Raw genomic sequence first — 12,221 nt, 5'->3', positions numbered from 1 at the left:
GGGACGGTCTCGTCCTGGAGTACGGAGGCAACTCAGTCGGTGCCTGCCGACGGCGAAGCGTGGAGCGCGGCATCGCTTTTCGTCGCGCCACCGTAGTCATTGATCGTTTCGTAGTGGACGCTGGACGGCGTCGCAGCAGGCAACGCCCCGGTCAGCCAGAAGCGCTTCGTTTCACCCGGCCCAATCATGCCGCCCTCCCTGGCCTGCACCGTGCCGCCGTCGCCCACCAGGCTCAGCGCTGAGACCGTTACGTGGAAGGCAGCGGCATTACGCCCCTCGAGCGCGACCTGCTTGCCGTCGCGCACGAGACGCCATTCGAGCTGCTGCGCAGCCAGCTCCGGGGTTCCACTCAGCCCCATGGGGCGGAAGAAGAGTTTGATGCGGGAACGGAATGCCATCTGCAGCTTGTTGTGGTCGGCATCCGCACCGGTTGCCTTCGGCGGAACCTCCAGCACGTTGAGCCAGAACACGGACTCCCGGTCCTTCGGCAATGGCTCACCGGTGTAGAAGATGCGCAGTGTCTGCGCCTTGCCGGGGTCGATACGTGCCACCGGTGGCGTCACAGTAAAGGGGGCATTCGAATCCGAGGGCGACGCCTTCGGGTTGCCGGCATCGATCCAGCTCTGGGTCAGTGCCGGCGCCCTGCCCGCATTATTGAGCTTGATCGTGGTCTCGCGGTCCTCCGCGTTGTAGATGACCCGGGTATTGGCGATCACGACGGAGGCGTTCGCGGGGAGCATCGTCGCCAGCCCGAGCGTCAGCGCGAGCGCGTGGAGAAGCAGTCGTGGCTTACAGTTCATATGCATGGATCAGCAGGATTCCTTCCCGATCCCTGGGCATGGCGCGACCGCAGGCGACGGGCGCATTCACAGCGTCTCGTCGCCCTTGGTCGATCAGGGGATGGGCTTACTCGTAAACGATCGTGTAAGCCACGTGGCTATTGGCCGCACCGGCGCTGACAGTGTCGGCGACGGAGACATACTTGGCGATGTAGTTGATCGACGCGGCACCGCCCACGAGCGCGACGGCCGGGGAGCTCTGGTCCGCGTCGGTTGCACCCATCATGATCTTCGTGCTGTTGTCGAAGATCCCGATCTCCACATCGACCGCGCCGCCCGCTTCGAGCGCCAGGTTGCCGGTGGCCGCGTTGGTCAGGGCGCCGGGCTCGAAGTAGGTGTGAACGTTGCCGGTACCCGGCGTGCAGTTCGTCAGCTTGATCGTGAACGGCGTCGCGCCCGCGGTCGAGCCAGTACCCGCAAGCGTGCCGATGGACACGGTAGGAAGCGCGACTTCGAAGTCCGAGACGCCACCCCCATTACCATCGATATCGCACGTCTGCGACGTGACGGCGCCGGTGAAGGTAATGGTGCCGTCGGAGGCGGATGCGGTCTGGGCAGCGAACGCGCCAACGGTGAGCAGTACGAAAGTGCCGAGGATGTGTTTCTTCATGGGTGGCCTGCCTGGTTTCTGTAGATAGCGGAAGTGGTGCGTGAAATGACGCGGGCCGATGAATATGTGACCCGTATCACCGCAACCAAAACAAGGCTATCAATCGTTCGCCACACAGACCATGCAATACCTACGATACGTGTGCGCACTGCACCATGGGCACGAACACATTCAGCAGCTGGTTAGAACAACAGGAATTGCATTGCATGGGAACGGCGCGCTCAGCAGACTGGGGTCGCGCATTTCTCCATGCGCCTTGCCTCTGACGTGCGTCACCGAGAAAACAATGATCTGGTCTCCGTGGCCGACTCCCTGCCACGGCGGTTCTCCCCGGCCTACCCCGGACAGGGGGAGAAACTTGAATCGCCGGCCTTGTCGGCGATTTTTTTTGCCCGCCAATCCGCACCACAGATGAATGCATGCGCGCCCGCGAAGCGCGAAACCTTCATTATCGTAGTTATTGTATGTCTCATATGCTGCGACATTGCGCATCATCTGCGGGCGTGCTGATTGGGTCGCCGTGAACGCCCAGGTGCCCGCCCAATGGCGGTGGCGACCAAACGGAGAAACAAGAGAATTCCGGCCAGCATGGCGGGGATTCGTGCGTTCCGGTGCGCAGCTCTGATTGCGGCAGTAACATGAGATTCGCGATGACGGACTGTCAGCAGGGCCGGCTGGCGTTCGGGCTTCCGTGCGAGCCCGAATCGCGACGCTTCCTATTTCCAATGTTGCATCGACCGGGAGTTAATCGCTGTGAGCCTGCGAATCATCATCGCCGATGATCACACCCTGATCCGGCTTGGGACCCGGCGCGTCATCGAGCTCTGTGGAGTGGGCACGATTGTTGCCGAGGCCAGTAGCGCCGAAGAGCTCCTGAATGTCCTGAAGGAGCATCCCTGCGACGTCCTGGTGACCGACCTTGCCATGCCGGATGGCCAACAGGCCGACGGCCTGTCCATGATCACGGTGGTGCGCAGGCGGCATCCCGACCTTCCGATCCTGCTGCTCACGGCGGCCACCAACCTGGGCCTGCTGCGCGCAGCCCGCTCGGTGGGCGTCCTGGGCCTGCTGGACAAGGGCTCGACGACCAGTGAGCTGAGCACGGCGATCCAGACGGTGTACCGCGGCCTGCCCTACATCGGCTCCGGCATCAAGGACCGGTTTGCCAGCAGTTCCGGCGCCACTGAGACCGGCCTGCTCAATCGCATTCCCTCGCCCCGCGAGATGGAAGTACTCAGGCTGCTTGCGTCCGGGCTGACCGTCACCGAGATCGCCGCGAAACTGCATCGCAGCATCACCACCATCAGCCGCCAGAAGAGCAATGCCAAGCGGAAGCTCGGAATCGGCAATGAGGTCGAACTGTTCGAGCGACTCCGAAGCGAGAAACTCTAGGGGCGCGTGATGATCGCCATGCTGCCGGGTTGGCGAACGCTGTGCGCGTGCGCGCTGGTCCTGTTCGCGTCGATGCTGCCCGCCCATCCGGCACCGGCGACTATTTCGCACGATGCTGTCGCATGGCGGGAGCGGCACCCCGTGGTCAGGGTCGGGGTCTTTTCTGGCGATCACCTTCCCTTCGAGGCATGGATCGCCGGTGAGCCGCAGGGGCTCGGGGTGGACTATGCCCGCCTGCTTGCGAGCCGCGCCGGGCTCAAGATCGCCTTCATCCCCTTCGACGATTGGAACATGCCGGCGGCAACCCGGGCGGCGGAGTATCCGGTACTGGTCGGTCAGCGGCAGCAGCCCGCGGGTAGTGCGGACTACCACTTTCTGCTGCCCTACGCGGTCGGGCGCCTGTACATCGTGGCGCGCCAAGGGGACCTTCGAATCCGCCGCGAGAAAGACCTGGCCCACGCGCGCATCGTCGTGGAGCGGCACTTCCGTCAGACCGCCGCCGATCTGGCCCGGCGCTTTCCCGACGCCGTCATGCTGCTTGCCGATGACGGCAGGCAGGCATTGGACATGTTGAGTCGGGGCGAGGCCGACGTCTACGTCGGGACCACCTCAGCGCGCACCCAGACGCTGCTGCGACAGCGCAGCACCAACAATCTGGTCATGCTCGCACCGCTCTCGCTGCCCTCGTTTCCGATCGGCCTGGCGGTGTCCAACCAGCAGCCGGCATTGTTCGAGCTGCTGAAGCATGCAGAGAGCAGCGTCAAGCCGGATGAGTTGTCCCGCCTGCGTGGCCGATGGGGGTTGTATGACGGCGTGGAGTCTTCCCTGCCGACGGCCGTGGTCAGCCCAACGGAGCGAGCGTTCCTGGCACACCTTCCGCCCCTGCGGCTGGGCTACGAAAGCGACCGCCCGCCCTTCAGCTTCAGCAACTCCGCGGGCGAGTTCGACGGGTTGGCTGCGGACTACGTCAACCTGCTGAAGGTATCGCTGGGCATCCGGGTGGAACTGGTCCCGGCGCGCGATTGGGGGCACCTGCAGCAGATGGTCCTTGACGGCGAGGTGGACATGATTGCCGCGGCCGCACCGGGGGATTTTTCGCCGAAGACCATGTTGATCAGCCGGCCTTACGAGCGCTTCCCGACGGTCATCGTGGCCCGCGTGAGCGGACCGGGCATCGCAGGCACGGAGGACCTCAAGGGACTGCGCGTGGCAACGCGTACCGAAGCCTCGTTGCTGGACGAGCTGCGGCTGGCGTTGCCGCGCACCACGCTGGTGAACGTCCAGACCAATGAGGAAGGGTTGGCCCGGCTGGATGCCGGCAGCGTCGAGGCCTACATCGGCACCTTGCCGGCGATCGACCCCCTCATCCGCGGACGATACGCCGGAAAGCTGCGTGTGGTCGGCCCTGCGGAGCTGGACAAGGAGCTGAGCATCGGTGTGAGTCCCCAGTACGCGCCCCTGATGCCGTTGATCGACCGCACCCTGGGCAATATCGGCGATGCGGAGCGCCAGAAGATCCGTCGGCGTTGGCTGACCATCGATTACCAGTACGGGCTCCCCTGGCCATGGGCGGCAGCCGTGGCCCTTGCCGCACTGGCCGTCGTGGGTCTGCTGGGATTGGCCTACTGGCGGACGCGCCGGGAAGTGCGTGCACGCAGCGCCGCCGAAACGGCGCTTGAAGGCCAGCTGCGCTTCCAGAGCGCCCTGCAGGATGCCCTCCCCTATCCACTCTTCGTGAAGGACGCATTGGGCCACTACGTCTCCGTCAACCCTGCCTATGAGCAGCGCTTCGGCGTGCGCGCTGCAGACCTGATCGGCCGGACCAAGTTCGAGGTCGGCCATCACCCCGCGGATGACCTTGATAGGCTCGATGCGATCGAGGCCGAGGCGATGGGAACGAGCGAGGCCATCGCTGCCGAACTGAACATCGTGTCGCCGGTGACCGGCCAGCTTCATCACGAGCTGCTCTGGCTGAAGCGATTGGAGCTTCGGCCAGGACAGCCGGGCCTGATCGGCGCTGCCGTCGACATCACCAAGATCAAGGTCGCCGAATCGAAGGCGCGGCTGTACGAGCAACGGCTGGCCGAGATCACCAGCACGCTGCCGGCCGTAGTATTCCAGTTGCGTGCGCCCCCTTCAGGCCGCCGCATCTTTACCTACGTCGCCGGCGACACCCTGTCCACCATCGGTCTGACGCCCGAACAGATCACCGGTGATGAGATGCTTGCGTTCGCGCAGGTGCATCCCGACGACCGCGCACTGACCGAGGCGATGCTGCTGGAAGGCATCCGGACCATGACGCCGGTCCCGGAGTTTGAATTGAGGATGTACACCAACCAGGGCCTCAAATGGATACGCACTGCCGGCGGACAACCCCGTCGAACCGACGATGGAAGCGTGGAATGGAGCGGTTACTGGATTGACGTCACCCGCGCGCACCAGCAGGCCGAGGTGCTGCAGCAGGCCAAGCTCCAGGCCGAGGCGGCGGTTGCGGCGCGAAGCGCGTTCCTCGCCATGATGAGTCATGAAATCCGCACGCCGATGGCCGAGATCATTGGTCTGGTGGAGCTTGCCACCGCCGATGCGCAGGACCCGGAGCAGGCCGAAACGCTCGCACTTGTGCAGGATTCGGCGAACGGGCTGCTGCAGATCCTGGATGACATCCTGGACTTCTCCCGGATCGAGTCGGGACTGGTCGAGCTGGACGTGCAGGCGTTCGACCTGCGCGCGGTAATGGATATGGTCATCGGCTTGTTCTCCACCCGCGCCCGCACCAAGGGGCTCGCGTTTTCCTGCGTACTGGATGGGCGTCTGGCCGACACCTACAGCGGCGACGCGATGCGCATCCGCCAGATTGTCACGAATCTGATCAGCAACGCGCTCAAGTTCACCCAGTCGGGTGGCGTGGAATTGCAGGTGGAGCGGCGCCAGCGCGACGGCGACCGGGATCACCTGGTGTTCTCCGTACACGACACGGGCATCGGTATCGCGGCGGAACAGCTTGGCAACCTGTTCAGCCCGTTCGTTCAGGCCGATGTTTCCACATCCCGCCGCCACGGTGGAACCGGCCTGGGACTGACCATCTGCCGCCGCCTGGCGACACTGATGGGTGGGCGGATCGACCTGACGAGTGAAGCAGGATCAGGCACGGTGGCAACGCTGTCCGTTGCACTGCCGGTCGTTGCAGCGACCACCGGCGATTCACCGTTTGCTGGAAAGAAGGCATTGGTGTGCAGCGAAAACGAGCGATCACGGCGCGAAGTCGTACAGGCGCTGGCAGCGCTTGGCTTCGACGTTGGCACCGCAACGTGCACTACCGCTGACGCTGCATGGGCCCCGGAGCTGCTGGTGGTGGATGCCACGGAGGACCTTGCCGCGTTACCGCCGGGCGTGCCAACCCTGCACCTGATAGGGGGCGCGGAATCACGCGATCCGAAAGGCGTTGATCCACGCCTGGTCCTGCACACACAGCCCCTGCGGGTACGTGCCACCGCCAATGCCTGCCGCGCGGCGTTCGGCATGGACTCGCTCGCGCCCTCCGTGCGGCGGTTGCCTGGGGCTACGCATAGGCAGCCGCGGGCGCGCATCCTGGTTGCGGAGGATCAATCCATCAACCGGCTGGTGATCGGTCGGCAGCTCGAACGTCTCGGCTACGCATTCACCCTGGTCGCAGGGGGTGAAGAAGCGCTGCAGGAACTCGCGGGTGCCGGCTACGACCTGCTGTTGACCGACTGCCAGATGCCCAAGATGGACGGGTATGCGCTGGCCAGGCGTGTGCGCGGGATGGAGCGTACGACCGGGCGCCATCTCCCCATCATTGCCCTGTCCGCCGCGGCGCTCCCGGAACAGGTTGAACGCTGCCGAGAAGCCGGCATGGATGATTTCATTGCCAAGCCCGTTCGCATCGCCGCACTCGACGAGAAGATCATGCAGACGCTGTCGCGGATCCCGGCAGCAGAGGCGACACCCTCTGCGCTCCCTGGCCCGCCGGCGAGCGGCTCACACGTAGCGCATCTCCTGACCCTGTTTGGCGGCATGGATGCGGCACGGATGCACCTCACGGAATGGTTTGCCGAAGTGGACCGCGACATGCACCGACTGGACCAGTTGGAATCCGGTGGCGACAGGGACGGGCAGCGCGAGCTGCTGCACAGCATGGAGGGGGTGTTGCTGATGCTCACCGGTCGCCCGTCCAACATGGCCAGCGACAAGGTGGAAATCAGCGTTAGACGCCAGTCCGTGCTGGATGGCGTGGCCGCGCTCAAAGCGCTGGTATTTGGGGCTTAGCTCCGTTTACGCACCTTGCGTTCAGTGCGCCAGCTCACCTGCTTCATCGATCAGCGTGGCACCGCTCTCAACGCTCGTCCTTGAAGATCCTGCCGTCCTTCATGATCACGTTGAAGTTGGCCTCCGGGTTGGCGATGACGTTGATGTCTGCCAGCGGGTCCCCGTTGACCAGCAGCAGGTCGGCCAGCGCGCCCTCCTCCACCACGCCCACGCGCCCGGCATACGGGCTGCGCTTGCCCGACAGCGCCAGCAACTGGGCGTTGGTGCCGGTGGCCATGATCATTGCCTCGGCGGGGGTGTACCAGCGGGTCAGGCTGGCCAGGATGCGGTTCTGCTGGGAGGCCAGCGCGCTGGAGAACAGCACGTCGGTGCCGAAGGCGGTCTTGAGCTTGTACTTGATGGCGAAGCGGTAGGTCTGGTCGGTACCGGCAAACACTTCCTGCGCCTTCTGCCACTGCTCCGAGCCCTTCGGGAAGGCGTTGGCCAGCTCCGGCGGGAACGGCTGGGTGCTCAGCCACGTGCCGGTATCACGAATGCGCCGCGCGGTGGCGTCGTCCATCAGGCTGCCGTGCTCGATGCACTTCACCCCGGCGCGGATGGAGCGCTGGATCGCCTCGGGGGTGTAGGCATGCACCGTCACGTAGGTGCCCCAGTCGGTCGCCGCGTCCACCGCCGCGCGCAGCTCCGGCTCGGTAAAGGTCACCACATCCAGCGGACTGTGCGGCGAGGAGACGCCGCCACCGGCGGTGAGTTTGATCTGGCTCGCGCCGCGCATCAGCTGCTCGCGCACGCGCACGCGCAGCTCGTCGGGCGTATCGGCAATGGCGCTGTCGCCGATGACGTCGTGGCGGGAACCGGGCTGGCCGACCGTGCGCGGCAGGTCGGACGCCTCACGGAAGTCCCCGTGCCCGCTGGTGACGGTGATCATCGCGCCCGAAGGCCAGATGCGGGGCCCCTCGGCATGCCCGGCGTCGATGGCGGCCTTCAGGCCCCATACCGCGCCACCCACATCGCGCACGGTGGTAAAGCCGCGCAGCAGGGTCTTGCGCGATTCGGCGCCGGCGACGATGTTGATGTAGCCGGTGTCGGCGGTCATCAGCGTCTGGATCGGGATGCCGGCGAACATGCTGTGCCAGTGCATGTCGATCAGGCCAGGCATCAGGGTGCGGCCGCGGCCGTCTATGCGCCGCGCGCCGGGAGCATCGATGGCACCGGCGGAAATACGCGCAATGATGTTGCCCTGCACCAGCACGTTGCTGGGCGCGGACAGGCGGCCGTGGGTGCCGTCGAAGATGCGCACGTTGGTGAAGAGCGTGGGGGGCGCTGGCGCACCCGCGGGAGCGGCGCTCGGCTCACTGCCGCCCATCTCGTCCTGGATCACGGAATGCGCGCCCACTGAAGCAGCCAGACCCAGGGAAACCACGGCAGTCAGGAGTCGAACCGTCAGTCGCTGCAACATGGCACTACGCCCCCATAGCGGTTGTTGCGCTGGTATAGGAGCGTGCGCGTGAGTGCCATGTGTTTGCGGGAATTACTGGTGCCGGATTCACCGCTGCATAACGACGCCGGGTGGGTAATTGGAGGGTCTCTCCAGGAGTGGCCTGTCATGACCGTGTTCTCCCGTTTTGGCAATGATCGCGACTCCATCGGCGTGGCAATGAAGTCCAGTTGGCCACGTCTGCTGATCGTCGGCATCCTGCTGCTGGCCGTGGGCGCATTCGGCATCTATGCCTCATCGCTGATGCTGCGCACCATGACGGCACTGGTGGCCGGGGTGCTGGTAATCGCCGGCGCTATCCAGCTGACGGAGGCCTTCCTGGTGCGCGGGCTGCCCAGTTTCGCCATGACCATCCTGCTGGGCACGGCACAGGTCATCGGCGGCATCGCCATCTATACCCATCCCGGCTGGGCGGGGTATGCGGTGGCCGCCACGGTGGCGGCCGTCCTGGTGGTGCAGGCGATCGCGCAGATCAGCCTGGCGTTCCGCTTCAAGCCCGGCGGCAAGCGCTGGATCTCGCTGGCCTCCGGCGTGGTGGCACTGGGCGCGGCGGCGATCAGCGTAAGCGGCGTGGCCTGGGCCGGTCGTGCGTCGGCGTCGTGGGGCGTGGGCCTGGCGCTGCTGGCGATGGGCGCGGCCTACATCGCCATCGCCCTGCTGTTCCGCCAGGACCGCGATCCCCCTGTGGCGCGCTAGAGCGCGCCTTCCAGGTACGCGTAGATGTAGTTGGAGCCGCCGTCGACGGTGCCCAGCATCTGGGCCGAACCGAAGATGCCGGAACGGTGCGAGACGCCGAAGCCGAAGTAGAGCTCATGCCAGCGTTCGCTGCCGAAGATGTCGCCCAGGCTCACGTCGATGCTGGGGTCCAGGTAATTGAGCAGCTTGGAGGTATTGCGTTCCCGCTGCGCCTGCGACTGCACCTCTGTATAGGGCACGCGTTCTGCATACGAGACACCGAAGCCGAAGCCGATGCGGGTCTTGACCCGGTGCGACCACGGGAAGCCGTAGTAGAACCCCTTCATGTACGCGTCGATCTGCCATGCATCGGGCTGGTAGCCCTTTTCCTCATGACGGAGCACGCCCACGTAGCCGACCAGGTCAAGTGGCCAGCCGTTTAGGCCCGACACGAACGGACGGCCAACGTGCACGCCCCAGATATCGGTGGGGTCATCGTCATTCAAGTTGATGCAGCTGAAGGTCATGATCTTGACCAGGTGGCAGCCGTCGGCCGAATCGCGGCCGTAGAACACCTTCACATAGGTGGGGGTGTCTTCCTTGTCCCAGCGCACCTGGCCATTGCCGAAGTCGTAGGCGGCGCCCACCATGCCACCCCACTGCATGTCGCTGTCCACCAGCGGGCTGTTGCGGATCGCACTGGAATAGCGCTTGGCGAACACGCCGCCCACGAGGCTCCAGTTCTGCAGGATGCGATAGCGCCCATACAGTCCGGCGGTGACATCCACGCCGCTGCCGGCCGAATAGGCGCTGCGCTCCGGCGTGACTTCATCGTCCTCCACGCCGAAGTAGTAGTCGTTGAGCTTGGCGCTGCGCCAGCCCACGGTCAGTACCGGCTGCAGGGCCCAGCGGTCGCCCCGCCAGGTGTAGCCGTAGGCGGCGCGTACTTCGGTGCCGTTGGAGGTGTTGGAGATGTCCTGGCGGACCGTGAGATCGAGCGCATGGCTGTCGTGCTTGAAGTAATAGCGCGCCCCGATATCGGCCTCGCTGTTGCGCGTCTCCATGCCTTCAAGGATGTCCGGGGTTTCATCCTCCGGGTAGCCTTCCAGCCGCCGCTCGACGAACAACTCCAGCCCCTGGTTCTCGCGCGGAGCAAAGCGCACGCCCGCAGCGTTGGAGCGCAGGAAGAAACGATCGCCCTCGTACAGGTACAACGGCATCAGATCGATGCGGTCGTCGGCGCCTTTGTAGGGGGACGATTCGATGCGGCTCAGGAACCCCAGGCCGGCGCTGCCGGGCTCCTCCAGGATGTTGCCGAGCATGGCATCCTGCGCGGCCAATGGCCCGGCCACGGCCAGTGCCACGCACAGCAATGCGGGCCGCAGCCGGCGCGGTACGGAACGGCGGTGTCTCGAGCGTGTGGCCATGACCCCCTCCTACTTCACGAAGTCGTACTTGAGCGAGGTCTGCAGGCGGAATACATCGCCGCTGGCGCCACTCTGTTCCTGCAGCTTGCCGTAGAGCAGTTCGGCACCCCAGCTCCAGCTCGGCGCCGGCTGCCAGACGATGTTCGCGGCGGCGTAGTCGCTGCGGCGGAACACCGACGGGTCAAGCAACGGGTCGCGCTCCAGGTACAGGCGGCTGTAGGCCAGGGTGGAGCGCCAGCGCTGCGTCCAGTGGTGGGTATAGCCGACCCAACCGCCGTATTGCTGCAGCACCTGCAGGTCGCCCTGCGGATCGACCACGCCATCGACGTTCAGGCCACCGAGGTCGCCGATGAAGGCGGCGATGCCCTGCCCGCCCAACGCACCGAACACGAGATAGTCCCCGTTGTCGCCCCAGCCCCAGGTACCGCTGAGGGCCAGCCCGCCGGCCGTGGCGCTGCCGCTGCCCTCGTTGCTGTCCTTCGCCGAATCGTAAGCCAGGTAGCGCAGCAGACCCGACGCCTGCACGTTGCCCCAGCCCGCTTCGTGGCGTGCAGCCAGCACCAGGTTGGGGGCGGCCGTACGCGAGCGCTGGGTGGCGCCGGTGAACTGGAGTTCGGGCGCCCGCTGTTCGGCTGCAAGAATCAGCTGGTTGCCGCCACCGAGCGGGACGTACTGGCGGACACTGGCCACACGGGCCGACGGCGACGCGCCGGGACCGGCGAAATCCAGCGTGTCGGGGCCGGAGTCGAGGTCCATGAACGCCGACCAGCCGAAGCCCACATAGGTGTTGCCTAGTTGCCCCCATGCGTGCCGCAGCCGGTAGCCATAGGTACCGCCGGAGCCGAAGAAGTCATTCTGGATCAGGAACCGCAGCTGGCCGGCGCCGGTGTCGCGGCGACCTTCGATGGTCAGCCGGGTCTGGCGGGCATGCATGTTGAAGCGGGTGCTGTCGCGCCCCCCATCGACGGGAATGTCCGACGTGATGAACTGGTCGCTGTCGCCGGCATCGCCGCTGTCGACCATCGCATCCAGCTTGGCGTAGCCACCCAGCCGCAGCCAGGTGCCTGTGCCTGGTATCAGGAAGAACCCGTCCAGTTCGTCGCCCGGAGGTACCTCGTTGTCCATGCGCGCCGTCGCTTGGTCGTCTTCATCGAAGGTGTCACGCGCCGGCAACGGTGAAGGCGACACCTGCAACGCGGCCGGCGTGGCGGCCACCAGCGGCGCCGCGGGCACCACGACCGCGCCGGGCGAGCCGGCAACGCTGGTGGCAGGCTGGGCGGGCGCCGCCGTGGCGGGTACGCCCGTTGCGGCACTGGCCTGCCCCGTCTCCAGCGCCTGGATGCGGGCGGTGAGCATCTCCACGGTCTGCCGCAGGCGCTGGATCTCGGCGTCCTGGCTGGCATCGCGGTTCTGCGCGGCTACAGCGCCGGGCAGGAGCGCGGCGGCCAGGCAGATGGATCGGGTGGGAATGCGCATGGGGCGGCCCTCGCTGG

Annotated in this window: 8 protein-coding genes; 3 read left to right on the top strand and 5 right to left on the bottom strand. The window is 65.8% G+C overall.

The features are described 5' to 3' along the window. Nucleotides 1–32: 32 nt before the first annotated feature. Entirely contained in the window at nt 33–806 is a 774-nt protein-coding gene (locus ACOZHM_RS00290) for a molecular chaperone (RefSeq protein ID WP_421566938.1), read from the bottom strand. A gap of 100 nt (nt 807–906) precedes the next feature. Beyond that, complete coding sequence (locus ACOZHM_RS00285) at nt 907–1,449, bottom strand: fimbrial protein (protein ID WP_421566936.1); 543 nt, start codon at nt 1,447–1,449, stop codon at nt 907–909. Nucleotides 1,450–2,202: 753 nt separating this feature from the next. On the opposite strand from ACOZHM_RS00285, the gene ACOZHM_RS00280 reads away from it, so the two are divergent. Both ACOZHM_RS00280 and ACOZHM_RS00275 read left to right on the top strand, forming a co-directional pair. Next, on the top strand, nt 2,203–2,841 hold the full coding sequence (locus ACOZHM_RS00280) for a response regulator (RefSeq protein WP_421566934.1): 639 nt from the start codon (nt 2,203–2,205) through the stop codon (nt 2,839–2,841). A 9-nt stretch (nt 2,842–2,850) separates the two neighbouring features. Further along, complete coding sequence (locus ACOZHM_RS00275) at nt 2,851–7,128, top strand: ATP-binding protein (protein WP_421566932.1); 4,278 nt, start codon at nt 2,851–2,853, stop codon at nt 7,126–7,128. 67 nt (nt 7,129–7,195) lie between these two features. On the opposite strand, the gene ACOZHM_RS00270 is transcribed toward ACOZHM_RS00275, so the two are convergent. Further along, on the bottom strand, nt 7,196–8,524 hold the full coding sequence (locus tag ACOZHM_RS00270; protein WP_421566930.1) for an amidohydrolase family protein: 1,329 nt from the start codon (nt 8,522–8,524) through the stop codon (nt 7,196–7,198). 210 nt (nt 8,525–8,734) lie between these two features. On the opposite strand from ACOZHM_RS00270, the gene ACOZHM_RS00265 reads away from it, so the two are divergent. Further along, on the top strand, nt 8,735–9,322 hold the full coding sequence (locus tag ACOZHM_RS00265; RefSeq protein ID WP_421566928.1) for an HdeD family acid-resistance protein: 588 nt from the start codon (nt 8,735–8,737) through the stop codon (nt 9,320–9,322). Here the strand turns inward: ACOZHM_RS00265 and ACOZHM_RS00260 are convergent. Both ACOZHM_RS00260 and ACOZHM_RS00255 read right to left on the bottom strand, forming a co-directional pair. Continuing rightward, nucleotides 9,319–10,728 (bottom strand): MipA/OmpV family protein, encoded by a 1,410-nt coding sequence (locus ACOZHM_RS00260; protein ID WP_421566926.1) that lies wholly within the window; start codon nt 10,726–10,728, stop codon nt 9,319–9,321. The genes ACOZHM_RS00265 and ACOZHM_RS00260 overlap by 4 nt on opposite strands. Before the next feature lie 9 nt (nt 10,729–10,737). Next, nucleotides 10,738–12,204 (bottom strand): DcaP family trimeric outer membrane transporter, encoded by a 1,467-nt coding sequence (locus ACOZHM_RS00255; RefSeq protein WP_421566924.1) that lies wholly within the window; start codon nt 12,202–12,204, stop codon nt 10,738–10,740. Between the last annotated feature and the right edge of the window lie 17 nt (nt 12,205–12,221).

The sequence above is a fragment of the Stenotrophomonas sp. PD6 genome (assembly GCF_049199305.1).
Classification (GTDB): domain Bacteria; phylum Pseudomonadota; class Gammaproteobacteria; order Xanthomonadales; family Xanthomonadaceae; genus Stenotrophomonas.
This window is presented reverse-complemented; position numbering and strand designations above follow the sequence as displayed.